Raw genomic sequence first — 24,532 nt, 5'->3', positions numbered from 1 at the left:
GGTAAGTCGCGAGTCATCTGCGGGCGCTTCGCCAGCATTCTACGCCGACCCGAGAAGGCTGCCATTCCTGCTTGGGAGCCACTTTTGGGAGCGCTCCCAGGTGACGCTAGGCGATATCCCAAAATTGGTCAAGCCCTCTTGTGAGGTATTTTTCTGCACGGTAACCTTTGGCGCGCTCCGTGTTATTGCAGGTGAGAGGAATCGGCGTGGCAGAATTCCCGATAGCGTCGTCCGGAATGTCCGGAACGGAGGTCGGAGCACTCGGCCGGAGGCTGGCCGCCTATGTCTTTCTCGCTCACGATCCATCGGTCCCCGCCGTGGCGGCCGACTGGTGGGAGATCAGCGGCCCCCACTACCAGGATGTGGCCGGCGCCGTGGCCGAGCTCGTGGCGGACGGCCCCGCCGCGGCGCGTCTGTCCGCCTTCGCCGCCGCGCCCGACGACCGGCGGCTGGAGTCGGCGCTCGCCCAGTCGCTCACCGAGCTGCTGCGGGAGTTCCCCGCCGAGCGCGCCCGGCTGGAGAAGATGGTAGCCGCGGCCGACGAGCAGGTGCTGGTGGACTACCACCACGGCACCCAAGCCGACCGGTCGGCCGTCGGGGTGAGCCTCGATGACGTCGCCGTGTGGGCCCGGCCCCGGCTGCCCGTCACGATCGTGATCCCCTTCCGCGACCGGGTGGGCGGCGCCCGCGCCCGTAACCTGCTGGCCTGCCTGGCCGCCCTGCGCGACCAGCACCATCACGGGGCTCAGGTGCGCGTCACCGTGGTCGAGTCCGACTCCGAGCCGCGCTGGCGCGACACCGTCGAGCCGCTGACCGACCACTACCTGTTCGCCCGGCACGACGGTCATTTCAACAAGTCGTGGGCGGTCAACGCCGGGGTGCGCAACACTCCGGGCCGGCCCGAGCTGATCTGCGTGCTGGACACCGACATCCTGGCCGACCGCCGCTTCCTGGCGCGCAACGTGGACAGGATGGCCGCCGACCCCTCACTGTCGGCCTTCCTGCCCTACCGCCGCATGTACTGCCTCGACGCCGAGTCCTCCGCCGCCGCCATCCGCCGCCGGATCGAGCAGGGCGAGGGCGACGTGCCGCTCGACGAGATCCGCTCGCTGGTGCTGCGCGAGCCGCCCGGCGCCTGCCTGTGGGTCAGGGCCGCGCTCTTCCACGAGATCGGCGGGTTCGACGAGCGCTACCAGGGCTGGGGCGGCGAGGACGACGACGTCGTGGCCAGGCTGGCCCGCGCCGGGCGGCTGACCAGGTTCGACGACCCGCTGCTGCACCTGGCCCATCCGCGCCCGCAGATGACGCAGGACGGCGCCCCGTTCAACGCCCACATCGAGCCGCTGAGCTGGACCGCCGACGCCGGCTACGGTGACCTGCGAGGACCCCGGGGATGAGGGCGTACGCGAGCAGCACCTCGGTGCCGCAGGGCGGCCGGCTGCGTTTCCACCTGACCGGCGCCGCGGCCCACCGCACGATCCGCGACGCGGTGACCGGCGAGATCAGGGCGGAGTCCGGCCGCACGGAGCCGGGGTGGACGCTGGACGTCCCGCAGGACTGGCCCAGCTCCCTGTACGCCGCGTCGTTCGGCTCCGCCGATCCCGACGACGACGTCTACTTCGTCGTCCGGCCCGGCGGCCCGCCCCGCGACGCGATCCTGGTGTCCGTCCCCTTCCTCACCTGGCAGGCCTACAACCAGGCGGGCGTGCCGGGGGAGGGGCTCTACCCGACCGAAGGCGCGGGCCGGGCCGGCCGGGTCACCTTCGACCGGCCCGGCGGCGGTCCGGCCGGCCACTGGGAGGACCGCTTCTACCACTGGCTGAGCCGTACCGGCATCCCCGCCGACTACTGCTCCAACCTGGACCTGCACGAGGACCCCGGCGCGCTGCTGCGCGGCCGGCGGCTGCTGGTGATAGCGGGCCACGACGAGTACTGGACCAGGCAGATGCGGGACGCGGCCGAGTCGTTCGTGGCGGCCGGCGGCAACATCGCCTTCTTCGGCGGCAACACCTGCTGGTGGCAGACCCGCCTGGAGGACGGCGGCCGGACGATGGTGTGCCATCGTGACGCGCTGCTCGACCCCATGTCCGCCGTCGATCCGAGCCTGGTCACCGTCGAGTGGACCAGCGCGCCGGTGTCCCGCCCGGAGAACAGCCTGACCGGCGTGAGCTTCCGGCGCGGCGCGGGATGCTGGGAGGACATGAACGCGGTGAAGTCCGAGGCGTACACCGTGCGGTTCGCCGGGCACTGGGTGTTCGAGGGCACCGGGCTGCGCGACGGCGACACCTTCGGCAGAGGCGCCATCGGCTACGAGACCGACGCCGCCGAGTACACCGAGGTCGACGGGGTGCCGCTGGCGACCGGCGCCGACGGGACACCCGCCGAGTTCGCCATCCTGGCCACCGCCGACCTGCGTCACTGGCGGAGCCTGGGCCAGGGCGGGCACGCCACGATGGGCGTCATGCGGCGCGGGGCGGGCACCGTCTTCAACGCGGCCACGATCGGCTGGGGCGACGCCATCGAGGACCCGGTCATCGACCGCGTCACCCGCAACGTGCTAAGCCGGCTCGGCGGCCCGGCCGGCTGGTGGGAGCCGATGGGCGGCGGGACCGGCGTGACCGGGCTGGCGGCCTCCGCGCACCTGCTCTTCGGCGTGCTGGCCGACAGCGGGCTCTACGTACGGCGTGGCCGTACCCAGAACCTGCCGTGGCGGTGGATCGAAGCCGCGCCCGGCCTGGTGGCGCTGGCGGCCCCGCGCGAGGCGACGCCCGGCTCACCCGTCTTCCTGTACGGGCTGGACGCAGGCGGCCGGGTGCTCGCTCGTGACCCGGTGCCCGAGGCGGCGGCCTGGACCGAGATCTACCGGGCGCCGTCCGGCGCGATCGGGATCGCGCCCGTCGACCGGACCATGTACGCGCTCTGCCCCGGTGGCGAGCTGTGGAGCCGCCCGCTCGCCGCCGGGCTCCCCGGCCCGTGGGCCCGTCTGGACGACGGCCCGCCCCTCGTCGCGCTCGCGCACGTGGGAGGCCGGCTGATGGGCCTGGACGACGACGGCGAGCTGTACGGCAGAGCGCCGGACACCGGCGCGTGGACCCGATCGGGCCCCACCCCCGGCCTGACCACCCTGACCGGCACGGCCGGCAGGCTCATCGGCGCCACCCCGGCAGGCGATCTCCACTGGCGGGAACCGTTCCTGGACATCGACCCCTGAGGGAGAGCGCGTGCGCCACATCTCGCTCGCCGGCCGCCGCCGCATCCGGCTGGACCACGACGCGCCCGTGCCCGAGATCGGGCCGGGCGACGTGCTGGTGCGGGTGGCCGCCTGCACCGTCTGCAACCGCAGCGACCTGGCCTACTACCACTACTACGGCCTGCGCGACCACTGCGCCACCGGCTGCTTCGGCCACGAGATCGCCGGCACCGTGGAAGCCGTCGGCGAGCGGGTGACCAGCGTCGCGCCGGGCCGGCGGGTGTTCGTCCGGACCCCGCTCACCTCGGGGTTCGCCGAGTTCGCGGCCGCCAGGGAGGTCAGCGTGGGCGCGCTGCCCGACGACGTCCCCTTCGAGCGCGGCGCGATCCTGCAGCTGCTGCCGCTGGCCGTGCACGCCACCCGGGGCGTACGGCTCGGCGACCGGGTCGCCATCGTGGGCCAGGGCCCGGTCGGCCTGATGGCGCTGCAGGTCGCGCGGCTGCGCGGGGCTGCGGAGATCACGGTCGCGGACCTGGACCCGTGGCGGCTGGAACAGTCGGCGCTGCTGGGCGCCGACCGGACGGTCCTGGTGGAGTCCCCGCACGCGGTGCCCGACCGGCTCGACGGGGACTTCGACGCGGACTTCGACGTGGCCATCGAGGCGGTGGGCACTCCGCACACCGCCCGCGCCTGCGTCGACCTGGTCCGCCAGAACGGTCTCGTCGTCTTCCTCGGCACCCACCACGTCGACACCCACGTCACCTTCGACATGGTCACGTGGGAGAAGAAGGGGCTGCGCGTGCACAGCTCCGCCGAGCCGACCGACGCGGCCAGGGCCGAGGCCATGGCGATCGCCGTACGGCTGGCGTTCGCCGGGCGGGTGCGCCTCGATACGATCCTGACCGCGACCTACCCGCTGGAGAACCTCCAGGAAGCCCTCGACCGCCTCTCCCAGAGCCCCACCCTCCACCCCGCCGGGCACGACACACCCCACCGCACTCCGCCGGAGAAGACACTGAAGATCGCGATATGCCCCTGAGATGGGGGGTCGCCGGCTACGGCGACATCGTCCGCAAGCGGGCCCTGCCCGCGCTGTTCTCCCTCGGCGAGACGGTCACCTGCGTGTGGGGCCGGGACGCCGCCCGTGCGCAGCGGACCTGCGACGAGTTCGGCGCCGGCTTCGGCACCTCCGACTACGGCAAGCTGCTCGACGCGGTCGACGTCGTCTACGTCGCCACGCCGGTCGCCACCCATCTGCCCCTCGCGGTGGCGGCGGCGCGCGCCGGCCGGCCCGTGCTCGTGGAGAAGCCGCTCGGAGTCCTGCCCGCGCTGGCGGAGAAGCCGCTCGGCGTTCTGCCCGCGCTGGTGGAGCGGCCGTCTGCCGGCGAGCTGGACGCCGCTCACGTGGGCGTCGCCTACTACCGCAGGCTCGCCCCTGCCGTCCGCCGCGCGCTCGACCTGCTGAGTGGCCGCGCGATCCACGAGGTGGTGGTGGACTACCGAGGCCCCTTCGACCCGGCTTCCGACGACCCGAAGCTGTGGCGTACGGACCCGGCGCTGTCCGGCGGGGGCGTGCTCGCCGACGTCGGCAGCCACCGCCTCGACCTGCTCTGCCTGCTGCTGGGGGAGCCGGTCGTGACCGGCGCGCGCACCGGCCGGCGCTTCCCCCTCGGCGCCGAGCGGGAAGTACGGGCACGGCTGGCCTGGCCGTCAGGGGCCACCGGCGAGGTGGACACGGTGTGGGGCCCCGAGCCGCGCCGGGACCACCTGCGCCTCACCTTCGACGGCGGGCGCCTGGAGCTCGATCCGCTGGACTCGGGCCACCTGCGCGGAACCGTCGACGGAGTGGCCGTCGAGGAGTTCCTGCCACCACCGGCGAACCTGCACATCCCGCTCATGGCCGACTTCGCGCGCAGCGTCCGCGACGGGACCGCACCGATCTGTCCCGTCCACGACGCCGCCGCCGTCGACCGACTCATCTCGGCCGTGTACGCGGCCGCCACCCCTCTGGAGGAAGACACATGACGGCCGTATCCCTGCCCGCGTTCCCCGCGCCGCTGCACTGGCTGAACGAGCCCGAGCAGTGGAGCGTCGACGGTGACGACGCGCTCGTCATCACCGCCGCCGCGGGCACCGACCTCTTCTCCGATCCGGGCGAGCCGAACCGCTACGCCAACGCCCCCGCCCTGGTGGGACGCCTGGACGGCGACTTCACCCTGAGCGCCCGGGTCAGGCTCGACCTGATGTCCACCTTCGACGCGGCCGTCCTGCTGCTGCACGCCGACGGTGACCGGTGGGCCAAGTTCTGCCTCGAACTCTCCCCCCAGGGCACGCCCACCGTCGTCTCCGTGGTCACCCGCGGCGTGTCCGACGACTGCAACTCCATGCCGATGTACGGCGATGACATCAGGCTCCGCGTCTCCCGCGTCGGCCCGGCCTTCGCCTTCCACATCGCCGAAGGGGACGGTGTCTGGAGCCTCATCAGATACTTCGCGCTCGACGGAGACCCGGAGGTCGGCTTCCTCGCCCAGAGCCCGACCGGAGCCGGCGCCACCGTCCGCTTCGAGGACATCCAGTACACCCCCAAACGGCTGTCCGACCTGCGCAACGGGGAATAGCGGCGGCCCCCGCGGTTGCCCGGCGGGCCCCGCGAGCCGGTGCCCGGGGCGATCCTGCGAAGTCCCTGTGAGCCGATTCCTGGGTCTTTCCCGACGCTCCCCGGGCAGGGATCCTGGGCCGCATGAGATCAGCGATCCTCAAGACCGCGCTCTGCGCCGCGCTCGCGGGCGTGCTGCTGGCACCGCCCGCCCAGGCGGCCACACAGGCGACTGACACTTTCCCGCTGCCCAACGGCTTCCAGCCGGAGGGCATCGAGATCGGGCCAGGCCCCTTCGCCTACTTCGGCTCCCGCGCGACCGGCTCCATCTACCGGGCCGACCTGCGCACCGGCAAAGGAAAGATCATCAGCGACGGGCCGGGCACCCCGTCGCTCGGCCTCAAGAGCGACGACCGGGGCAGGCTCTTCGTGGCGGGCGGCAACGCGGGCAACGCCCGCGTGATCGACCTGCGCACCGGGGCGGTGCTCAAGTCCTACACGCTGGCCACCGGCGCCTCGTTCGTCAACGACGTCGTGCTCACCCGCGATGCCGCCTGGATCACCGACTCCACCAACTCCGTCCTGTACAAGCTGCCGCTCCGCCGCCACGGCGGGCTGCCCGGCGAGGCCGTCACGCTCCCGCTCACCGGCGCCATCCAGTACGCCGACGGCATCAACGCCAACGGCATCGCCGCCACGCCGGACGGCAAGGGGTTACTCCTCGTGCAGTCCAACACCGGCAAACTGTTCAGGGCCGACCCCCGTACCGGCGTCACCACCGAGGTAGACCTCGGCGGCGAGCTCCTCACCAACGGCGACGGCCTGCTTCTGCACGGCCGCACTCTGTACGTGGTGCAGAACCGGCTCAACACGGTCGCCGTGCTCCGCCTGAGCCACGACGGCACCTCCGGCCGCGTCACCGACCGGCTCACCGACGAGCGCTTCGACATCCCGACCACGGTGGCGGCGTTCGGTAAGCGCCTCTACCTGCCCAACGCCCGCTTCAGCACCCCGCCCACCCCCGACACGCCGTACGACGTCGTCTCCATCAAGCGCTGACCCTTGCGCGCCGACCGTCCGGCCGCCCGCACGAGCGAGGGCCGGGCGGTCGGCGAGATGGGGTCGTGGATCTCGGCGGGTGAGAGCGGTGATCAGGGGCGCAGGGAGGCGAGGTAGTCCGCGAAGGGGACGACGTCCTCGGGCAGGGTGCCGCCGGGCCGCCTGCCATCCTCGCCACTTCGCCCGCTCTGTCCGTTCTCCTTGGTCCCGCCGTCGTCGTGCGCGAGCTTCGCCGGGGTGTCGTCCTGAGGGACGGCGTGCGGGGCTCGGAGGCGCATGAGGTCGGCGAGTTCGGACGCCGCGCGGGTGATGCGGTCCGGCAGGCCGTCGGCGAAGGCGTCGCCACTCCCGCCCCAGTCCTCGGAGGCCGCGTACACCGCCGTCGGCACGACCACCGCGCGCAGGTAGGCGAAGAGCGGGCGCAGCGCGTGCTCCAGCACCAGCGAGTGGCGCGGCGTGCCGCCGGTGGCGGCGATCAGCACGGGCTTGCCGGTCAGCGCGGCGTTGTCCACGACGTCGAAGAAGGACTTGAACAGCCCGCTGTAGGAGGCGGTGAACACCGGCGTGACGGCGATGAGCCCGTCGGCCTCCGTCACGGCCGCGAGCGCGGCGCGCAGCCGGGCGTTGGCGAAGCCGGTGACGAAGTTGTTCGCGATGTCCACCGCGAGCTCGCGCAGCTCGATCACGGTCGTGTCGGCGGCGCCCTGGAGCCGCTGTCCCGTCGCCTCGGTGAGGCGGTCGGCGAGCAGGCGAGTGGAGGACGGCTGGGTGAGCCCCGCCGTGACGACGACGAGCTTCATGGGTTGATCTCCTTGTTCGGACCTGACGGCTGGTCAGGCGCCGGCGGGGGCTGTCGTACGGGCGGCCAGGAGGGAGGCGTGGGTCGGGGTTTCCGGCACACCGGCGGGGCGGTTCTTGGCGAACTCCTCGCGCAGCACCGGCACGACCTCCTCGCCGAGGATGTCGAGCTGCTCCAGGACGGTCTTCAGCGGCAGCCCGGCGTGGTCCACGAGGAACAGCTGGCGCTGGTAGTCACCGAAGTACTCGCGGAAGCGCAGGGTCTTGTCGATGATCTGCTGCGGGCTGCCGACGGACAACGGCGTCTCGGCCATGAAGTCCTCCAGCGACGGCCCGTGCCCGTACACGGGGGCGTTGTCGAAGTACGGGCGGAACTCGCGGATGGCGTCCTGGGAGTTCTTCCGCATGAACACCTGCCCGCCGAGCCCGACGATGGCCTGCTCGGCGGTGCCGTGCCCGTAGTGGGCGTAACGCTGCCGGTAGAGGTCGATCAGCCGGACGAAGTGCTCCTTCGGCCAGAAGATGTTGTTGGCGAAGAACCCGTCACCGTAGTACGCGGCCTGCTCGGCGATCTCGGGGCTGCGGATGGAGCCGTGCCACACGAACGGCGGCACGCCGTCGAGCGGGCGGGGTGTGGAGGTGAAGCCCTGCAGCGGAGTGCGGAAGCGGCCCTCCCAGTCCACCACGTCCTCGCGCCACAGCTTGTGCAGCAGCGCGTAGTTCTCCACGGCGAGCGGGATGCCCTGCCGGATGTCCTGCCCGAACCACGGGTAGACCGGGCCGGTGTTGCCACGGCCCAGCATCAGGTCCACCCGGCCGTCCGCCAGGTGCTGCAGCATGGCGAAGTCCTCGGCGATCTTGACCGGGTCGTTGGTCGTGATCAACGTGGTGGCCGTGGACAGCTGGAGCCGCTCGGTCCTGGCCGCGATGTAACCGAGCATGGTCGTCGGCGAGGACGGCACGAACGGCGGGTTGTGGTGCTCGCCGGTGGCGAAGACGTCGAGCCCGACCTCCTCGGCCTTGAGCGCGATGGCCACCATGGCCTTGATCCGCTCAGCCTCGGCCGGGGTCGTGCCCGTGGTCGGATCCGGCGTCACATCCCCGACACTGAAGATGCCGAACTGCATTGTAGTCACCATCCAGTACTATTGAACTTTCAACAGCGCTAGCGCCAGGGCCCGCGTGTATATTCCGGATCACAGAGCGTTGATGTCCACCGCGCCGAGGACGCGTTTCGGCGCCCCGTGGTCGGCGATCGCGATCATAGCCCGCCCGATCTGTTCGGTCGTGGTCACCGCCGCCGGCATCAACCGCCGCAGCACAGGGTAGAACGGCCGCGCCACCACATACGCCAGCCGGTAGAACGGAGTGTGTGACGGCCGGGGCTGGATGAAACCGGGCCGCAGGACGTACGCCTGGAATGGCAGGGCGAGCAGCGCGTTCTCGGTCATCCCCCGCACCCTGGCCCACATCTGGCGGCCCTGCGCGTCGGCGCCGGCGGCGGACACGTACACGAACGTCGAGCCGGGGTCGAGCCTGGCCAGCGTGGTCCCGGCGGACAGGACGACATCGTAGGTGAGCCGCCGGTACTCCCGCTCGTCCAGGCCCGCCGAGGAGACGCCCAGGCAGAAGAAGCACGCGTCGAACCCCGCCAGCTCGCTCTCGACGGCTGTCAGATCGAGCAGGTCACCGTGGACGATCTCACGCAGCTTGCCGTGCGCCCGCCCGGTGGGGGAGGGGCCCACCGTCAGCACGGCCTCCACCCGGTCATCGGCCAGGCATTCGTGCAGCACGCCCTGTCCGATCATGCCGGTGGCGCCGAATATGATCACTCTCATCGGGTCTCCCGGATCGTCGGATCCCGGGCGGCCGCACGCGTCAGGCCGCCGGGTTCCTCGCCGCTCATCTCTCCAGCATCCGCCCGCTCCGGCCTGGGCGCCATGGCCGATCGGATGCCCTGAGGCCTCCGGGTCAAGCAGGGGTTTGCAGCACGCATCGTTGCGGTAAGTAATCGCCGACCACAGAGCGTGGTCAGGGGATTCCCCTCGCTCTGACAGGAGATCTCGTTGCGCGTCACCGCAGCAATCATCGCCGGCCTCCTGGCCGCGACACCCGCCCTCGTCCTCGTCGCCCCCGCCGCGTCGGCGGCGACCTCGGCAGCCCCGGCGGTCTCCTCCCAGGACTGCCGGAACGGGGGTGGCATACCTCGTCTCTGGGGCTGGACCCTCAAGTGCACCGGCGGCATCCACCACGGACAGCCGATCGACTGAGGACGGCGGCTCAGCGGGCGGCGAGGACCCGCTGATCACCCCGGGAGGGCCCCTTCGCGGGGCTCTCCACCCAGCCGGAACGGCAGAAAGCCCCAGCGCTGTCGGCATGTGCCGTGCACCGGGGCTCTGAGCTGCTCATGGAACGTGGTGGACGATACTGGGATTGAACCAGTGACCTCTTCCGTGTCAGGGAAGCGCTCTCCCGCTGAGCTAATCGTCCGTGTCGAGCCGAAGCTCCGAGCGGAAGACGGGATTCGAACCCGCGACCCTCACCTTGGCAAGGTGATGCTCTACCACTGAGCCACTTCCGCGTCCGCCCCGGTTGAACACCGGGCGACGAAGAGCACTCTAGCGAATTACCGCCGAGTCCCCAAACCGAATTCCCCCGCCCACCTTGGCGTACCAGGTGATCCCGCCCCCTCGGGCGGAAGTCACGTGTGCCCGCCGTTGACGGTGATGTGCTGGCCGGTGACGAAGGCGGCCTGATCGGAGGCGAGGTAGGACACCATGCCCGCCACGTCCTCGGGCGTCCCCATGCGGCGCAGCGGCACCTGGGCCAGGTAGTCGGCGACCTCCAGCCCGGCGTGCCGTTCGACCGGGATCCAGCCGGGGGCGACGAGATTGACGGTGACGCCGTGCGGGCCGAGCTCGCGGGCCCACAGTCGGGTGAGGGCCTGCTGCGCGCCCTTCGCGGCGGTGTACGCCGACGTCAGGGGCAGGGCGCGGTCGACGATGTCGGAGCCGATCTGGATCACCCGGCCGCCCCGTCGGGCCTTCCAGGACGGCAGGCAGGCCTGCACCAGCAGCGTGGGGCTCTTGACGAAGAACGTGAGCTGGTCGAGGTAGGCCTGCCAGGTCACCTCCTCCACCGGCGCCTCGGGCTGCGGCCCGGTCGCGTTGAGCACCAGCGCGTCGATCGGGCCGAGCCGCCCGGCTGCCTGGGCGGCCAGCTCGGCGACGCAGGCCTCGTCGGTGACGTCGGCGGCGAACGACTCGGCGCGCCCGCCCGCCGCGCGGATGTCGTCGACCACCTGGGCGGCCCCGCCCGAGTCGGAGCGGTAGTTGACCGCGACGGCCCAGCCGTCGGCGCCCAGCCGCCGCGCGACGGCGGCGCCGAGCCCCCGGGACGCGCCGGTCACCAACGCCGCCTTCACCACTCACCCCTTGAAACACGCATGGGCGTCAGCCTAGTGAGCATGCGTAACCCAGAGCGGGGGTGGTGGGCGGCGCATGCGCGTCAGCGTAGCGAGCATGTGTATCCCAGAGAAGGGGGTGGTGGGCGGCGCATGGGCGTCAGCCTAGTGAGCATGCGTATCCCGGGGCCGGGGGTGGTGGGCGGCGGATGCGTGCCGGACCAGCGAGCATGCGGTGACCGGCTCGGGGTAGCGGGGCAACGTCAGATCCGGCTCTACGGGGGAGAGGGTCGTATGGTCACCCCGAAGTCACACACCCGGTCACCCCTCCAGCTCGCCTCGCTGGTCGTGGGCTTGGTGTTCCTGCTGGTCGGCGTGCTCGGGTTCATCCCCGGCATCACCACCGGCTACGAGAACATGCGGTTCGCCGGCCACCACTCCGAGGCGTACCTGCTGGGCGTTTTCCAGGTGTCCGTTCTGCATAACATCGTGCACCTGTTGTTCGGGCTCGCGGGCGTGCTCATGTCCCGGGCCGTCACCACGGCGCGGACGTTCCTGGTCGGCGGCGGGATCATCTATCTGGTCCTGTGGCTCTACGGGCTGTTCATCGGCAAGGAGAGCGCCGCCAACTTCGTGCCGCTCAACACCGCCGACGACTGGCTGCACTTCCTGCTGGGCGTCGGCATGATCGCGCTCGGCCTGCTGCTGGGCCGCCGCACGGGACAGCACCGGTGACGCTTCGACGCGGAGTTGAACATGCGTGAGTTAACGTCACGGCATGGCTGTTGACCACGCGGCACGCGATGCCGACATCGCCCCGGTGGCGGCGCTCATCGCCGACCCGACCAGGGCCGCCATCCTGACGGCCCTGCTCGGGGGGCGCGCGCTGGCTGCGGGGGAGCTGGCCCGGCTGGCCGGGGTGAGCGCCGCGACGGCGAGCGCGCATCTGGCCAGGCTGCTCGACGGCGGCCTCGTGACCGTGCTGCGGCAGGGCCGCCACCGCTACTACCGCCTGTCTGGGCACGAGGTGGCCGAGGTGCTGGAGGTGCTGGCCAGGGTCAGCGCCCGCCCGCCGGTGCGGTCCCTGCGCCAGTCGCGGCAGGCCAGGCTGCTGGAGGAGGCCCGCACCTGCTACGACCACCTGGCGGGTCGGGCCGGGGTGGCACTGCTGGACGGCCTGCGCGCGAGCGGCTGCCTGGACGGCGAGCGGGTGACCGCCGAGGGTGAGCGGCTGCTGGCCGGCCTGGGCGTCGACGTGGCGGGCGCGCGGGCGGCCAGGCGCCGGTTCGCGCCCGAATGCCTGGACTGGACCGAGCGCCGCGCCCACCTCGGCGGCGCGCTGGGCGCGGCCATCACCGAGGTGCTCCTCGAACGAGGGTGGTACCGGCCGGGCACGACGCCCCGCGCGGTGACGCTCACCGACAAGGGCAGGCAGGGGCTGGCGAAGATGTTCTCCGGTAAGGAGCTAACATCGCATACGCCAGTTACCTATGCGGGAGAGTAATCATGCGCGACAACGGAGTCGTGAACGTCGGTCCCGAGCCCCTCACCTTCGACGATGTCATCAGCGTGGCGCGCCACGGCGCCCCCGTGCGGCTCACGGACGACGCGATGGCCGCCGTCGCGGCGGCGCGGCAGCGCGTGGACGAGCTGGCCGAGAGCCCGGTCCCCGTGTACGGCATCTCCACCGGCTTCGGCGCGCTGGCCACCCGCCACATCGACCCGGAGCTGCGCGCGCAGCTGCAGCGCTCGCTGGTGCGCTCCCACGCGGCGGGCAACGGGCCCGAGGTGGAGACCGAGGTGGTGCGCGCGCTCATGCTGCTGCGCCTGCACACCCTCGCCACCGGCCACACCGGCATCCGGCCGACCACCGCCAGGACCCTCGCCGCGATCGTCAGCGCGGGCATCACGCCGATCGTGCACGAGTACGGCAGCCTCGGCTGCTCGGGCGACCTGGCGCCGCTGGCGCACGTCGCCCTCACGCTCATGGGCGAGGGCGTCGTACGCGATAAGTCCGGAAATATTACGGAAGCCGCCGAGGCGCTGAAGCAGGCCGGGATCGACCCCGTCGAGCTGGCCGCCAAGGAGGGCCTGGCGCTCATCAACGGCACCGACGGCATGCTCGGCATGCTCATCCTGGCCATCGACGACCTGACCCGGCTCGCCAGGACCGCCGACGTCAGCGCCGCGATGAGCGTGGAGGCGCTGCTCGGCACCGACCGCGTCTTCGCCCCCGAGCTCCAGGCGCTGCGCCCGCACCCCGGCCAGGCCGCCGCGGCCGCCAACATGACGGCGATCCTCGCCGGCTCCGGCATCATGGCCAGCCACCGCGACCCGGAGAGCTGCACCCGCGTTCAGGACGCCTACTCGCTGCGCTGCGCCCCCCAGGTCGCCGGAGCGGCCCGCGACACCATCGCGCACGCCGCGACGGTCGCCACCTGGGAGCTCGCCAGCGCCGTCGACAACCCGGCCGTGCTCGCCGACGGCCGGGTGGAGTCCAACGGCAACTTCCACGGCGCCCCCGTGGCCTACGTGCTGGACTTCCTGGCCATCGTCGCCGCCGACCTGGCCTCCATGTCCGAGCGCCGCACCGACCGCTTCCTCGACGTGGCCCGCAACCACGGCCTGCCCGCCTTCCTGGCCGACGACCCCGGCGTCGATTCCGGCCACATGATCGCCCAGTACACCCAGGCGGCCATCGTGTCGGAGCTCAAGCGGCTGGCCGTGCCCGCCAGCGTCGACTCCATCCCGAGCTCGGCCATGCAGGAGGACCACGTCTCGATGGGCTGGTCGGCGGCCCGCAAGCTGCGCCGGTCGATCGACGGGCTCACCCGGGTGCTGGCCATCGAGGTGCTCACCGCCGCCCGCGCCCTCGACCTGCGGCACCCGCTGACGCCGGCCCCCGCGACGGCCGCCGTGGTGCGGACGCTGCGCGAGACCGTCCCCGGGCCGGGGCCGGACCGCTTCCTCGCGCCGGAGATCGAGTCCGCCGTCCGGCTGGTGACCGACGGCGCGGTCCTGGACGCGGTCGAGTCGGTGACCGGCCCGCTCGCCTAGCCGCTGACGCGGGCCGGCAGGGCGACGATGGCGTCGACCTCCAGGAGCGCGCCCGGCATGAACAGCCGCGACACCTCCACCGTCGTGCTCGCCGGCGGTGTGCCGGTGATGTACTTCCTGCGCACCTGTCCGTACTCCACGCGCAGGTCCATGTCGGTGAGGTACGTCCTGAGGAAGGCCAGGTCGCCGAACGTGGCGCCCTGGTCGGCCAGGATGCGGGACAGGCACCCGAAGACGTGCTCGGCCTGGGCCGTCATGGACCCCTCGCCGACCAGCTCCCCCCGCTCGTCGAAGGCCGCCTGCCCGGAGACGTAGAGCATGTCCCCGACCCGCACCGCGTGCGAGTAGAACCCGTTGGTGGCGGGAACCGTCGCCGGGTTGACCGGCCTCGCCCGGCTCTGCGGTGGTGTGGTGCGTACGTGGTGGGCGATGGCCGTGATGTCGCGGTCGGTCAGGCCGGCGGCCTCGGCCTCTCGCAGGCGGGTGTGGGCGGCGTTCGCCAGGGAGGCGCCCGGCCAGGCCGCCAGGCCGAGATCCTTGGCGGCGAGCCCGAGCGCGTAGCGGGTGTCCTGGGCGGGGGCGTGCAGCCGACCGGCCAGGATGCCGAGCGGGGTGCCCGACAACACGCCGGCCAGCGCGTCACGATCGATCCCGTGCGCGTCGGCGTACGCGAAGGTCTCCGCGAGCAGCACCTGGGCGGGCACGAGAGCGCTCATGACGGCGAGTTTCATCGCCGCCCCCGCGCCCAGCGGACCGAGCTCGCGCACCGTGCCGAAGACGCCGAGCACCTCGCGGCAGCCCGACAGGTCTCCGCCCGCGAGCACCGTCAGCGTGCCGTCCGCGGCCGGGCCGACGCTGCCCAGCACCGGCGCGTCCACCAGGCTCACCGCCGAGGGCAGCGCCGCGCGAAGCTCGCGCACCGCCTCGGGCCCGATCGTGGACATCTCCACCACCGTCGCGCCGGGCCGCAGCCCCGGCGCCGCCGCCGTCAGCACCTCGCGCACCGCGTCCGGATCCCGCAGCATCGTGATGACCAGGTCCGCCCCGTCCACCGCCGCCGCCGCGGTGACACCGCTCCCGCGCCGCCACGTTGTCACTTCGTGCCCGGCCTCGCTGAGCCGCCGGGCCATGGGGACGCCCATGCGTCCTTGTCCGAGAAATGCGATCACATCCCTCAGTGAAACGGAACGCACGGTATTCCACCAGCGACTAGATTGCATACCAGCCATGCCTGACGTGAATGCCTTCGACATCACCGCCCTGCGCCTGCTCGACGAGGTCGCGAGGAGCGGGTCCTTCACCGCTGCCGCCGAGCTGCTCGGCTACACGCAGTCGGCGGTCTCCCGCCGCGTCGCCGCCCTCGAACGCGCCGCCGGCGGGCCGCTCTTCGAGCGTTTGCCGAGAGGTGTACGCCTCACGCCCGCCGGAGTCGCGCTGCACCGGCACGCCGTCGAGGTGCTCGACCGGCTCGGCCGCGCGGGTGAGGAGCTGGCCGCGATCCACGCCGGCAGCGGCGGGACGCTGCGCGTCGGCGCGTTCGCCACCGCCAACGTGGACCTGGTGCCCACGACGCTGAAACGGTTCGCCGACCGGCATCCGGGGGTCGAGCTGCGGCTCGTCGAAGGACTCAGCCCGCGCCTGACCGACCGGCTGGCCGCCGGCGCGCTGGACCTCGCGGTGATCAGCGACTACCCGGCAGGGCTCCCCGCCTTCGCGGGCGAGTTGGTGCCCCTGTACGAGGACCGGCTGCTGGTCGCCCTTCCCCGCGACCATCCCGTGGCCCGGAGCGGAGCCACGGGCCCGCATGAGAGGGGTGGACGGGGGCGTCGCCAGGGCGGGCCTGTGGCCGGTTCGCACGAGGACGGTGTGGAGCTGCGGGAACTGGCGGGGGAGCGGTGGATCGAGGCGGCGCCGCGTGGGCAGCCGACACTGCTGGTGACCGCCTGCGCCGCCGCCGGGTTCACGCCTCGCGGCGGGCTGCGGGTGGCCGAGTGGTCGGGCAAGTTCGGTTTCGTGGCCGCCGGGCTCGGTGTCACGCTCGTCCCCGAGCTGGCGGCACGCGCCGTGCCGGACGATCTGGTGCTGATGCCGCTGCGCGGGCAGATGCCCGTGCGGACGGTGTACGCCGCCCTGCCGGACCGGCCGCTGCCCGCCGCGCGGGAGCTCGCCGAGCTGCTCGGGGAGTGGCGGCGCCACCTCTGATCGAGCGAGGCGCTGACGGGCCGGCGGGCCGCTTTCCGGACAGGGCGCCGCCCGGCGCGCGGGAGCTCGCTGGAATGCTGGGAGAATGGGATGTGTGGACGACGCTTTCGCGTATGTGGGCCACCGGCTGGCCACGGGGTTGCGCGATGTGACGACGGACCTCGCCGCGCTGGACGGCGAGGGCTGGTGGGCTGTCGTGGCCGACTACGAGGGCAAGGTGACGTGCGCCCGGTTCGACCAGGTTCGTCCCGCTGCGCTGCCCCGGCCGCGCGGCGCCTGGCACGGCCCGCGTCTCGGCGAGTGGCGTAGCTCGCTCGACCAGGCCGCCTACGAGCGCGGCGTCGAGGCCATCCGCGACGAGATCGAGCGCGGCGAGGTCTACCAGGCCAACCTGTGCCGTGTGCTGACCGCGCCCGTCGGCCCCGACGCCGACCCGCTGGCGCTGGCCGCCCGGCTCGCGGCCGGCAACCCGGCGCCCTACTCCGGGATCATCCAGATACCGGGCCTCGCCGTCGTGTCGGCCTCGCCCGAGCTCTACCTGTCGCGGGCCGGCGACGTCGTCGAGTCCAGGCCCATCAAGGGCACCGGCGTCACGGCCGACGACATGCTCGCGAAGGACTACGCCGAGAACGTCATGATCGTCGACCTGGTCCGCAACGACCTCGGCAGGGTCGCGGCCGTCGGATCGGTCGAGGTCCCGGAGCTCTGCGCCGTCGAGGAGCATCCCGGCCTGGCCCACCTCGTCTCCACCGTGCGGGCCCGGCTCGCGCCGGGCATGGGGTGGCCGGAGCTGTTCGCCGCCACGTTCCCGCCCGGCTCGGTGACCGGCGCGCCGAAATCGTCCGCGCTGCGCATCATCAATGAGCTCGAACCGGAGCCGCGCGGGCCCTACTGTGGGGCGGTGGGCTGGGTCGACGCCGATCGGGGCACGGCGGCGCTGGCCGTGAGCATCCGTACGTTCTGGATCACCGGCGGCGAGATCCGCTTCGGCACCGGAGCGGGCATCACCTGGGGCAGCGACCCCAGGCGAGAGTGGGTCGAAACCGAGCTCAAAGCGTCCAGGCTCATAGCCCTGGCATCCTCAGGAGGCAATTGATGAACATCCCTGTCTGGGTCAACGGGGAGCTTCTCGACCCCGCGCAGGCCGGCGTCTCGGTGTTCGACCACGGGCTGATGGTCGGCGACGGCGTCTTCGAGACCGTGAAGATCGTGCACGGCAGGGCGTTCGCCCTCACCCGGCACCTCGACCGGCTCAAGCTCTCCGCCGCGCGCATGGACCTGCCCGAGCCCGACGTCGAGGCGATCGCCGACGGCATCGACCAGTGCCTGGCCGCCGCCCCCGCCTGGTCGCTCGGCCGCATCCGGATCACCTACACCAGCGGCCCCGGCCCGCTCGGCTCCGACCGCGGCGACCAGGGCGGCACCTCGGTCGTGATCGTCGACGAGCAGAAGCCGTTCCCCGCCGCCGCGAAGGTCACCGTCGTCCCGTGGCCGCGTAACGAGCGCGGCGCGCTGTCCGGCGTCAAGAGCACCTCCTACGGCGACAACGCCAAGGCCCTGGCCTACGCCAAGGCGCGCGGCGGCGGCGAGGCCATCTTCGGCAACCTCGCCGGCGACCTGTGCGAGGGCACCGGGTCCAACATCTTCATCGTGCGCGACGGTCACCTGCTCACCCCGACCCTCGCCTCCGGCTGCCTGGCGGGCGTCACCCGCGCCCTGGTCGTGGAGTGGTTCGGCGCCGAGGAGGTGGACGTACCACTGCAGGCGCTCTACGGCGCTGAGGAGGCGTTCCTCACCTCCACCACCCGCGACATCCAGCCGATCGCGCTGGTCGACGAGACCGAGCTGCCGGTCGCGCCGGGCCCGATCACCGCCAAGGCGATGCGCGTCTTCGCCGAGCGCTCCGCCGCCGACCTCAATCCCTGATCGCGTTGGCCGTGGGCAAGCCGCGCCCGGGAGATCCCGAGCGGCTCGGCGACCACCGCGTCGTGGGCAGGCTCGGCCAGGGCGGCCAGGGCGTCGTCTACCTGGGCGAGGCCGAAGACGGGGAGCGCGTGGCGATCAAGGTGCTCACGGGCGGCCTCGACCGGTCGTTCAAGCGCGAGCTCGCCGCGGCCCGCCAGGTCGCCGAGTTCTGCACGGCCCGGGTCATCGCCGCCGATCTCGATCACGACCCGCCTTACGTGGTCAGCGAGTTCATCGACGGCCCGACCCTGGAGCAGGTCACCCCCGTGCGCGGGGCGGCGCTGACGCGGGTGGCCATCGCCACGGCGACCGCGCTGACCGCCATTCACCGGGCCGGGGTGGTGCATCGCGACTTCAAGCCCGCGAACGTGCTGATGGCCGCCGACGGCCCGCGCGTGATCGACTTCGGCATCGCCAGGCTGGCCGACGCCACCACCGTGGGCAGCGGGCTCGTCGGCACGCCGCGCTACATGGCGCCCGAGCAGTTCGGTGACGGCCCGGTCGGCTCCGCCGCCGACGTGTTCGCCTGGGGCTGCACGATGGCGTACGCGGCGACGGGCCGCACGCCGTTCGGCGGCGACACGATCCCGGCCGCCATCCACCGGATCTTATCGGGGCAGCCCGAGCTGACCGGCCTGCCCGAGCCGCTGCGCTCCATCGTCGAGCGCTGCCTGGACAAGGATCCGGCCCGCCGGCCCGAGGCCAGGCAGGTGCTCTTCGACCTGCTCGGCGAGACCCGGCCCGCCGGGGAGGCGGAGGCGTTGCGGCAGGGCGCCCTCGCCGCCACACCCACCCCCGTATCGCGGCGCGGGCTGCTGCTCGGGGCGGGAGCGCTGACCGCGGCGCTGACCGCCGCGGCCGTCGTCGTGTGGCAGGCCAGATCCGGTCCCCCGCCAGAGGCCGAGTTCACGTCCGGGCCCACGTCGCTGCGCACGGCCGTGGCGGCGCCGCCCAACGAGCCGCAACCCCTCGCCGCCGCGCTGCAGGCCGCCCTCGCCGTCACACCCATGGCCGACTTCACCCACACAGGCGGGCTGTCACAGAGCAGCTTCTCCGCTACGGCCAAGGGCAGCCTCGTCTACGACCCGCTCGCCATGGACGGCTCCGGCAGCGTGGACTTCACCATGAACCTGAGCACCCCCGAGAGGAACGCCGACAAGGTCGTGGTCATCGGCGCCGGCGAGCGCGAGGGCGTCTACCTCGACGGGCGCGAGGCCAAGGGGAAGGACGAGACCGGAGTCGTGCTGTACACCCGCCTCATCGCGCTCGTGGCCTCCGTCGGGATCATCACCGAGCTCGTCGCGCTCACCCCCAGGATGAGCGCGACGGGCCGCACGTACGTGGGCTCGCTCGTCACCACCACGGCGCCGCACACCGTACAGGACATCCTCGCCGAGATCGCCGGCGGCTGGAGCAGGCAGGACCTGGAGAAGAGCACCCTCAACTGGGAGCTCACGCTGGACGAGCAGAATTGCCCGCGCGCCTTCGAGCTCGTCTGGCGCGCCCCGATCCAGGAGGCCGTGCTCGCGTCCTCCTGGACCACCGGCTACAGCGGCTGGCGCATCGGCACGATCAGCGCGCCTCAGTAGCTCTTCTGGGTCTGGACGTTGAAGTCGTCCATCTTGACCTGCTTGGCCGGATCGGTCAGCGGGTCGGTGATCTCCAGGACGTCCAGGCCCAGCTGAATGTCGGAGGAGTAGACGTACCCGTTGTAGTAGTAGGCCGACCAGGAGCCGGCGATGCCGCCGTCACCCTCGAACGGGCCGCGCTCGAAGTAGCCGATCTCCTTCGGGTTGTCGGAGTCGGTGAAGTCCACGAACGACACGCCGCCCTGGTACCACGCCTGGACCATGATGTCCTTGCCCGGCACCGGCAGCAGGGAGCCGTTGTGGGCGACGCAGTTCTCCTCTTCCTGCTGCTCGCGCGGGATCTTGAAGTAGCCGCGCTTCTGCAACTGGCCGTCGACGAGGTCGTAGACGGCGTCCGCGCCCTTGGTGGCCGGGGTGTTGCTGTCGCACGTCGGCGCGGAACCGCCGCCCAGCTCGTCGGTGAACAGGACCTTGGTCGCGTCGTTGTTGAACGTCGCGGAGTGCCAGATCTGGAAGTTCTCCCGGTCGCTGATCTGCTGCAGCAGCTTGGGCCGCTCCGGGTCGGCGATGTCCAGCAGCACGCCGTCACCGAAGCAGGCGCCCGCGGCGAGGTTCTTCTCCGGGAAGGCGGTGATGTCGTGGCAGCCGGCGGCGCCCGGCTGGGCGCCCTGGATCGGGATGTCGGGGCTGGCGATGACCCGCGCGGACTTCGGGTCGCTCACCGGGACCTCCACGATCTGCAGCAGCTTGTGCGGCGCGGGGCAGGTCTTGGAGTCCGGCTCGGGGCCGGGGGAGGAGACGTACACGTACAGCTTGTCGTCCTTCGGCACCATCGTGTGGGTGTGGGAGCCGCAGTCGGTGGCGACGGAGGAGACGTACTTGGGGCTCTTCTTGTCGCTGATGTCGAAGATGCGCAGGCCCTCCCAGGCGCGCTCCTGATCGGTGGAGTCACAGCCCTCGCCGCTGCGGGGCTCGTCCACGGACAGGATCAGCAGGTCGCCGTGGACCGAGACGTCGTTCTGCTGCGCCGGGCAGGCCACCTGGCTCACCGTCTTGGGGGCGGTCGGGTCGCTGATGTCGTAGATCGAGAACCCGCCGAAGTTGCCCACGAACGCGTAGTCGCCCTGGAAGGCCAGGTCGGTGTTCCAGTCGTCCAGGCCGTTGAGCGGGGCCGATCGGGGCACGTTGGCGACCAGTTTGACGTTGTCACTGGTCATGACCTGGCCCGGCGGAAGGCTGCTCGACCGCGTGTCGGACGCTTGCGTCGGCGGCGCGGCCGCCGGCTGCTCCGGGCTCGCCGCACACGCGGATACCAGCAGTACGGCCGCGCACAGCGCCGCCCCCCGCACCTTGGCGAAGATCACGCCTGTCCCCCTCGTCACATAGCTCAGTATGGAAGCTATGCCAGAGAAGTCCCGAGTGTGCGCACTATTCGTCACAGTTCTGCTGATATCTGTGTCGGTGGGCTGCGGCCAGGAGCCGGAACGACCGGCGCCCGTGGGCACGGACGCTCCGGTGATCGTCCCTCAGGAGCCGGGCGGAACGGCCCGGACGGCGACCCCCGGCGAGCGCGTGGGGCGCGCGCCCGCACCCCCGACGGCCGCGGACGTACGCTTCGCCGAAGGCATGATCCCCCACCACCGGCAGGCCCTGGAGATGACCGCCCTGGTGCCGAACCGCAGCACCAGGCCCGCCATCCGCGCCATCGCCGACCAGATCGCGCTCACCCAGCAGCCCGAGATCACGATCATGTCGAACTGGCTGACCGCCCTCGGCCGCCCCGTCCCCGGCGGGCACACGCACGGCGGCGACCGGGACGGCGGCGACGGCTACGGCATGGCCACGGAGGCGCAGCTGCGGGCGTTGCGCGCGGCCAGGGGCGCGGCGTTCGACCGGATGTTCCTGGAGCTGATGATCAGGCACCACGAGGGCGCGGTGCGCATGGCGGGGGAGCAGCTCGCGGGCGGCCGCGATCAGCGGATGCGGCTGATGGCCAGGGATGTGTACGCGGGCCAGAGCATCGAGATCACCAGGATGCGCAAGACCGTGGACACGCTGCCCGGATGAGGCTCAGGAGGGCCAGAGCATGTTGGTCAGCTCCGCGTCCAGGTCCATGTAGTCGGCCTCGCGGCCGGCGGGAACCTTCTCATATGTCCGGTGCAGGAACTCTGTCAGCGGGGCCAAGGGCACCTCGAACAGCGCCTGCCCGAAGGGGGAGGTCAAACTGATGTGCAACGTGCGCTCGCCGTCGGCGCGCGCCGGCCACACCTGCACGTCGCCGTCGCCGACACGTCTCACGATGCCGACGGTCAGCAACTCGCGTGCGAAGATCCACTCGACCGGCTCGTCGTTCCCTACGTGGAAGGCCATGCGGATGGCGTACGGGTCGTCGGCTGTGTAGCTCAGTCCGGCGAGCAGGGGGACGGTTGTACGGTCGGGGACCACAAGCCGAAGGCCAAGCTCGGCGGAGACGGTGGTGCTGTTCATCGTCAGCCAAACCTTTTCGTCGTAGGTCCCCTCTGCGGGGCTTTCACTGCTCTTGCGGACTTCGTCCTAGAGCTATGACGCGGAACGAAGAAACCTGTAGGAAAGATTCCGCTCCAAGGCCCTTCTGTAACGCAACTCACAGCTGGACATTTAGCCATCTACCTGGCTAAACGGCATCTATCGGGTCGTATTTGCAAGGGTTTTGCGTGGGGTGAAGCCTTGTCCCGAGCGGCTCCAAGAACGTTTACGGCGTGGATCACGATCGGCGTCTACCCGGGACAGGACGATGGTATGCCACCCGGCCGCCACACCGATGGGCAACCGCCGCCTTTCACCCGAATCATCCACCTGCCGCGGCCTCCTCGCCCTCCCGCTCGCCGTTTCGCCAGCGGGCCCCGGGATGCGGTATGGTTTTCCCCGTCGGCACCGCGAGGCGTCGGCGAGGAGGGCGATTAGCTCAGGGGGAGAGCGCTTCGTTCACACCGAAGAGGTCACTGGTTCGATCCCAGTATCGCCCACCAGCTCAAGAGCCGCCTCCCGAATCCGGGAGGCGGCTCTTGATCTTCTGAGTGACAAACTGAGTGACTTACGGGTTCTTGGCGGCATGGCCTGGAGCAGGGAAGATCCGATCCATGATCGCAGCCCCTTCCTGCATCACCGGGCGGATCTGCTGGCGATAGACCTTCTCTGTCACCGCTGACCCTCCCGCATGACCGATCAGGCGAGCGATGTGCTCGATGGGGACGCCGTCAGCGGAGAGCAGAGAGACGAAGCTGTGCCGTAGTTCGCGCGGGGTCCACTCCTGGGCGACCAGGCCCGCTCTGTCGATCACGCGCCGCACCTCTCGCCGGACGTTGTTGGCGCTGAGTTTGGTTCCTGCCTGAGTCGCGAACACGAGATCGTTGTCGTGCCACCGGTCGCCGGCCTTCTGGCGAACACGGCTTTGATGGTCCCAGAGAGCCCGTAATGCGGTGACGCAACGCTGCGGCAGCTTCAAGGTTCGGCGTGACCGTGCGGTCTCGGTGTCACCGCCGATCCGAACGAATCTCCACACATGGACTCCGAAATCGTCATGGTCCCATCCGGCATCCTTGACGAGGAGATCAAGCGGCTGAAGGCGGAGAACGCCGAACTGCGGCGGGCCAACGAGATCTTGAAAGCGGCGTCGGTTTTCTTCGCGGCCGAGCTCGACCGGCCGCACAAGCGCTCGTAGCGGTCATGGACGCTAGCCGCGTAAGGACTCGGTCTTTCAAACGGCCTGGCGGCGTTGACTGGGTGCATGACCATCCTCGGCGATCCCCATCCCCGGCCTGTCGTGATGGGTCGTACGGACGACGGGCGATTCAGATTCGTGGTTCCGCTGTGTGACGGCGAGACAGTCTCTTCCATCGAGGTAGAGGATCATCAGACGAGATGTCTGGTGTGGAAAGCGTCGCAACCGGCTCGGCCAGAAGTACGGAACGGGGCGATCGTCTTTGGAGATGTAGACCGATCAGCCCGGCACCGGCCTGTCGGCGAGTCCCGCTTCACCGTCGTGATAGCAGCCGCCACCAACTCCGCCGATCACACTCCGCAACCCATGATTACCGACAAAGGCTCACTGACCTTTTTCAGCCTCAGGCGGCCTGAGCACTGCGGAGGATCTTCCGGCCTTTCAGCTGGGCGTTCGCGCGTTCGCCGGGTCCGCGGAGCTTGGCGCGGGCGCGGTTGGCCTGCTTCTGGAACTCCGGTTTGTTCTTGCCTTGTACGGGTGCGGACCGGGCCCTCGGTTCCCTGATGGGCCTTGTCGGCGAGGGTGATGATCGTGGCCTGCTCCGACGCGCGCGAGATGCCCCAGATGCGGGCGGGGCTCAGGTCGTGGGCTTTGCCGGGCAGCGCTCCGGAGGCCCACAGGACGGTCCCGTCGGGTGAGGCGATGACCTGGACGTTCATCCCGTGCACGCGGTGCTTGACGGAGAAGTACGGCCGGTATGGATCAGCGTGCCGTCCAGGACCAAGTGGTCGCTTCGCCTTGCGCAACGCCGCCGTGAGCTTGGGCGAGCGGGCCGACAGCAACGCGACCGTCCGCCAAGCGGTCGCCGTCGACACCCCGAAACCGGCTTCGAGCGTCTCGCCCTTGCGCAGGTAGACCAGCACGAGGATGGAAAGCTTCACTGCTCACTGGCTGGGGCCCGCTACCGCGTGAC

General features: G+C 71.3%; 25 protein-coding genes and 3 tRNA genes. 17 read left to right on the top strand and 11 right to left on the bottom strand.

The annotated features are described in order from the left end of the window. The first annotated feature begins 236 nt into the window (after positions 1-236). The 6 genes from ACTMTF_RS27575 to ACTMTF_RS27550 all read left to right on the top strand — a co-directional run bounded on the left by ACTMTF_RS27575 (position 237) and on the right by ACTMTF_RS27550 (position 6,845). Positions 237-1,397, top strand: a complete 1,161-nt coding sequence (locus ACTMTF_RS27575; RefSeq protein WP_441113276.1) for a glycosyltransferase — start codon at positions 237-239, stop codon at positions 1,395-1,397. Continuing rightward, positions 1,394-3,211 (top strand): N,N-dimethylformamidase beta subunit family domain-containing protein, encoded by a 1,818-nt coding sequence (locus ACTMTF_RS27570; protein ID WP_441113275.1) that lies wholly within the window; start codon positions 1,394-1,396, stop codon positions 3,209-3,211. Before ACTMTF_RS27575 ends, ACTMTF_RS27570 begins: the two co-directional genes overlap by 4 nt. A gap of 10 nt (positions 3,212-3,221) precedes the next feature. Further along, entirely contained in the window at positions 3,222-4,229 is a 1,008-nt protein-coding gene (locus ACTMTF_RS27565; RefSeq protein WP_397001639.1) for a zinc-binding dehydrogenase, read from the top strand. Next, positions 4,220-5,215: a Gfo/Idh/MocA family protein gene (locus tag ACTMTF_RS27560; protein WP_441113274.1), complete on the top strand. Its 996-nt coding sequence runs from the start codon at positions 4,220-4,222 to the stop codon at positions 5,213-5,215. The genes ACTMTF_RS27565 and ACTMTF_RS27560 overlap by 10 nt, the downstream gene beginning before the upstream one ends. Further along, positions 5,212-5,808 carry a DUF1349 domain-containing protein gene (locus ACTMTF_RS27555; RefSeq protein ID WP_441113273.1) on the top strand — a complete coding sequence of 199 codons (597 nt, stop codon included), beginning with the start codon at positions 5,212-5,214 and terminating at the stop codon, positions 5,806-5,808. Before ACTMTF_RS27560 ends, ACTMTF_RS27555 begins: the two co-directional genes overlap by 4 nt. Before the next feature lie 122 nt (positions 5,809-5,930). Beyond that, on the top strand, positions 5,931-6,845 hold the full coding sequence (locus ACTMTF_RS27550) for a superoxide dismutase (RefSeq protein ID WP_441113272.1): 915 nt from the start codon (positions 5,931-5,933) through the stop codon (positions 6,843-6,845). A 92-nt stretch (positions 6,846-6,937) separates the two neighbouring features. On the opposite strand, the gene ACTMTF_RS27545 is transcribed toward ACTMTF_RS27550, so the two are convergent. The 3 genes from ACTMTF_RS27545 to ACTMTF_RS27535 form a co-directional block, all read right to left on the bottom strand. Next, positions 6,938-7,645: an FMN reductase gene (locus tag ACTMTF_RS27545; protein ID WP_441113271.1), complete on the bottom strand. Its 708-nt coding sequence runs from the start codon at positions 7,643-7,645 to the stop codon at positions 6,938-6,940. Positions 7,646-7,678: 33 nt separating this feature from the next. Further along, positions 7,679-8,770 (bottom strand): LLM class flavin-dependent oxidoreductase, encoded by a 1,092-nt coding sequence (locus tag ACTMTF_RS27540; protein ID WP_397001629.1) that lies wholly within the window; start codon positions 8,768-8,770, stop codon positions 7,679-7,681. Positions 8,771-8,839: 69 nt separating this feature from the next. Continuing rightward, positions 8,840-9,481 (bottom strand): NAD(P)H-binding protein, encoded by a 642-nt coding sequence (locus tag ACTMTF_RS27535; RefSeq protein WP_441113270.1) that lies wholly within the window; start codon positions 9,479-9,481, stop codon positions 8,840-8,842. Positions 9,482-9,709: 228 nt separating this feature from the next. On the opposite strand from ACTMTF_RS27535, the gene ACTMTF_RS27530 reads away from it, so the two are divergent. Beyond that, entirely contained in the window at positions 9,710-9,913 is a 204-nt protein-coding gene (locus ACTMTF_RS27530; protein ID WP_441113269.1) for a hypothetical protein, read from the top strand. A 145-nt stretch (positions 9,914-10,058) separates the two neighbouring features. On the opposite strand, the gene ACTMTF_RS27525 is transcribed toward ACTMTF_RS27530, so the two are convergent. From ACTMTF_RS27525 to ACTMTF_RS27515, 3 genes are all read right to left on the bottom strand, one after another. Beyond that, positions 10,059-10,133 (bottom strand) — tRNA-Val (locus ACTMTF_RS27525). Positions 10,134-10,152: 19 nt separating this feature from the next. Then, positions 10,153-10,224, bottom strand: a tRNA-Gly gene (locus ACTMTF_RS27520). 120 nt (positions 10,225-10,344) lie between these two features. Continuing rightward, positions 10,345-11,067: an SDR family oxidoreductase gene (locus tag ACTMTF_RS27515; RefSeq protein ID WP_441113268.1), complete on the bottom strand. Its 723-nt coding sequence runs from the start codon at positions 11,065-11,067 to the stop codon at positions 10,345-10,347. A gap of 273 nt (positions 11,068-11,340) precedes the next feature. Between ACTMTF_RS27515 and ACTMTF_RS27510 the strand changes: the two genes are divergently transcribed. Genes ACTMTF_RS27510 through hutH form a run of 3 tightly spaced genes read left to right on the top strand, consistent with a single transcriptional unit; the run spans position 11,341 to position 14,103 of the window. Further along, positions 11,341-11,781, top strand: a complete 441-nt coding sequence (locus tag ACTMTF_RS27510) for a DUF4383 domain-containing protein (RefSeq protein WP_441113267.1) — start codon at positions 11,341-11,343, stop codon at positions 11,779-11,781. A 43-nt stretch (positions 11,782-11,824) separates the two neighbouring features. Then, the gene (locus ACTMTF_RS27505) at positions 11,825-12,550 is read left to right on the top strand and encodes an ArsR/SmtB family transcription factor (RefSeq protein ID WP_441113266.1); all 726 of its coding nucleotides are present in this window, start codon (positions 11,825-11,827) and stop codon (positions 12,548-12,550) included. Positions 12,551-12,552: 2 nt separating this feature from the next. Then, on the top strand, positions 12,553-14,103 hold the full coding sequence (hutH, locus tag ACTMTF_RS27500; protein WP_441113265.1) for a histidine ammonia-lyase: 1,551 nt from the start codon (positions 12,553-12,555) through the stop codon (positions 14,101-14,103). Here hutH and ACTMTF_RS27495 read toward each other — a convergent pair. Beyond that, positions 14,100-15,323: an NAD(P)-binding domain-containing protein gene (locus tag ACTMTF_RS27495; RefSeq protein WP_441113264.1), complete on the bottom strand. Its 1,224-nt coding sequence runs from the start codon at positions 15,321-15,323 to the stop codon at positions 14,100-14,102. The two genes, hutH and ACTMTF_RS27495, sit on opposite strands and share 4 nt — an antisense overlap. Positions 15,324-15,330: 7 nt before the next feature. On the opposite strand from ACTMTF_RS27495, the gene ACTMTF_RS27490 reads away from it, so the two are divergent. The 4 genes from ACTMTF_RS27490 (at position 15,331) to ACTMTF_RS27475 (ending at position 19,859) form a co-directional block, all read left to right on the top strand. Next, the gene (locus tag ACTMTF_RS27490) at positions 15,331-16,305 is read left to right on the top strand and encodes a LysR family transcriptional regulator (RefSeq protein WP_441113263.1); all 975 of its coding nucleotides are present in this window, start codon (positions 15,331-15,333) and stop codon (positions 16,303-16,305) included. Between the two features lie 85 nt (positions 16,306-16,390). Then, the gene (locus tag ACTMTF_RS27485; protein ID WP_441113262.1) at positions 16,391-17,401 is read left to right on the top strand and encodes a chorismate-binding protein; all 1,011 of its coding nucleotides are present in this window, start codon (positions 16,391-16,393) and stop codon (positions 17,399-17,401) included. Beyond that, complete coding sequence (locus ACTMTF_RS27480) at positions 17,401-18,231, top strand: aminotransferase class IV (RefSeq protein ID WP_441113261.1); 831 nt, start codon at positions 17,401-17,403, stop codon at positions 18,229-18,231. The genes ACTMTF_RS27485 and ACTMTF_RS27480 overlap by 1 nt, the downstream gene beginning before the upstream one ends. A gap of 11 nt (positions 18,232-18,242) precedes the next feature. After that, positions 18,243-19,859, top strand: a complete 1,617-nt coding sequence (locus tag ACTMTF_RS27475) for a serine/threonine-protein kinase (RefSeq protein WP_441113260.1) — start codon at positions 18,243-18,245, stop codon at positions 19,857-19,859. Here the strand turns inward: ACTMTF_RS27475 and ACTMTF_RS27470 are convergent. Then, a complete protein-coding gene (locus ACTMTF_RS27470; protein ID WP_441113259.1) occupies positions 19,853-21,241 on the bottom strand; it encodes an LVIVD repeat-containing protein in 1,389 nt (462 codons plus the stop codon). The two genes, ACTMTF_RS27475 and ACTMTF_RS27470, sit on opposite strands and share 7 nt — an antisense overlap. Before the next feature lie 133 nt (positions 21,242-21,374). Between ACTMTF_RS27470 and ACTMTF_RS27465 the strand changes: the two genes are divergently transcribed. Further along, positions 21,375-21,926 (top strand): DUF305 domain-containing protein, encoded by a 552-nt coding sequence (locus tag ACTMTF_RS27465; RefSeq protein WP_441113258.1) that lies wholly within the window; start codon positions 21,375-21,377, stop codon positions 21,924-21,926. 3 nt (positions 21,927-21,929) lie between these two features. On the opposite strand, the gene ACTMTF_RS27460 is transcribed toward ACTMTF_RS27465, so the two are convergent. Next, a complete protein-coding gene (locus tag ACTMTF_RS27460; RefSeq protein WP_189143653.1) occupies positions 21,930-22,346 on the bottom strand; it encodes an SsgA family sporulation/cell division regulator in 417 nt (138 codons plus the stop codon). A 446-nt stretch (positions 22,347-22,792) separates the two neighbouring features. Here ACTMTF_RS27460 and ACTMTF_RS27455 point away from each other — a divergent pair. Next, positions 22,793-22,867, top strand: a tRNA-Val gene (locus ACTMTF_RS27455). Positions 22,868-22,932: 65 nt separating this feature from the next. Here ACTMTF_RS27455 and ACTMTF_RS27450 read toward each other — a convergent pair. After that, positions 22,933-23,400, bottom strand: coding sequence for a tyrosine-type recombinase/integrase (locus tag ACTMTF_RS27450; RefSeq protein WP_441113257.1), 468 nt, complete (start codon positions 23,398-23,400; stop codon positions 22,933-22,935). Between ACTMTF_RS27450 and ACTMTF_RS27445 the strand changes: the two genes are divergently transcribed. After that, on the top strand, positions 23,401-23,559 hold the full coding sequence (locus ACTMTF_RS27445) for a hypothetical protein (protein WP_441113455.1): 159 nt from the start codon (positions 23,401-23,403) through the stop codon (positions 23,557-23,559). A gap of 350 nt (positions 23,560-23,909) precedes the next feature. Here ACTMTF_RS27445 and ACTMTF_RS27440 read toward each other — a convergent pair whose 3' ends face one another. After that, a complete protein-coding gene (locus ACTMTF_RS27440; protein WP_441113256.1) occupies positions 23,910-24,500 on the bottom strand; it encodes a transposase family protein in 591 nt (196 codons plus the stop codon). Positions 24,501-24,532 lie beyond the last annotated feature (32 nt).

The sequence above is a fragment of the Nonomuraea sp. ZG12 genome (assembly GCF_052068115.1).
Classification (GTDB): Bacteria; Actinomycetota; Actinomycetes; order Streptosporangiales; family Streptosporangiaceae; genus Nonomuraea.
The sequence above is the reverse complement of the archived record's forward strand: the minus strand, read 5'-3'. Positions and strand labels throughout refer to the sequence as shown.

Coding starts and splice junctions, on each gene's coding strand:
- ACTMTF_RS27575 (WP_441113276.1), top strand. CDS start 237: ATGTCCGGAACGGAGGTCGGAGCACTCGGCCGGAGGCTGGCCGCCTAT.
- ACTMTF_RS27570 (WP_441113275.1), top strand. CDS start 1,394: ATGAGGGCGTACGCGAGCAGCACCTCGGTGCCGCAGGGCGGCCGGCTG.
- ACTMTF_RS27560 (WP_441113274.1), top strand. CDS start 4,220: ATGCCCCTGAGATGGGGGGTCGCCGGCTACGGCGACATCGTCCGCAAG.
- ACTMTF_RS27555 (WP_441113273.1), top strand. CDS start 5,212: ATGACGGCCGTATCCCTGCCCGCGTTCCCCGCGCCGCTGCACTGGCTG.
- ACTMTF_RS27550 (WP_441113272.1), top strand. CDS start 5,931: ATGAGATCAGCGATCCTCAAGACCGCGCTCTGCGCCGCGCTCGCGGGC.
- ACTMTF_RS27545 (WP_441113271.1), bottom strand. CDS start 7,645: ATGAAGCTCGTCGTCGTCACGGCGGGGCTCACCCAGCCGTCCTCCACT.
- ACTMTF_RS27540 (WP_397001629.1), bottom strand. CDS start 8,770: ATGCAGTTCGGCATCTTCAGTGTCGGGGATGTGACGCCGGATCCGACC.
- ACTMTF_RS27535 (WP_441113270.1), bottom strand. CDS start 9,481: ATGAGAGTGATCATATTCGGCGCCACCGGCATGATCGGACAGGGCGTG.
- ACTMTF_RS27510 (WP_441113267.1), top strand. CDS start 11,341: ATGGTCACCCCGAAGTCACACACCCGGTCACCCCTCCAGCTCGCCTCG.
- ACTMTF_RS27505 (WP_441113266.1), top strand. CDS start 11,825: ATGGCTGTTGACCACGCGGCACGCGATGCCGACATCGCCCCGGTGGCG.
- hutH (WP_441113265.1), top strand. CDS start 12,553: ATGCGCGACAACGGAGTCGTGAACGTCGGTCCCGAGCCCCTCACCTTC.
- ACTMTF_RS27495 (WP_441113264.1), bottom strand. CDS start 15,323: ATGCAATCTAGTCGCTGGTGGAATACCGTGCGTTCCGTTTCACTGAGG.
- ACTMTF_RS27490 (WP_441113263.1), top strand. CDS start 15,331: ATGCCTGACGTGAATGCCTTCGACATCACCGCCCTGCGCCTGCTCGAC.
- ACTMTF_RS27485 (WP_441113262.1), top strand. CDS start 16,391: ATGGGATGTGTGGACGACGCTTTCGCGTATGTGGGCCACCGGCTGGCC.
- ACTMTF_RS27480 (WP_441113261.1), top strand. CDS start 17,401: ATGAACATCCCTGTCTGGGTCAACGGGGAGCTTCTCGACCCCGCGCAG.
- ACTMTF_RS27460 (WP_189143653.1), bottom strand. CDS start 22,346: ATGAACAGCACCACCGTCTCCGCCGAGCTTGGCCTTCGGCTTGTGGTC.
- ACTMTF_RS27445 (WP_441113455.1), top strand. CDS start 23,401: ATGGACTCCGAAATCGTCATGGTCCCATCCGGCATCCTTGACGAGGAG.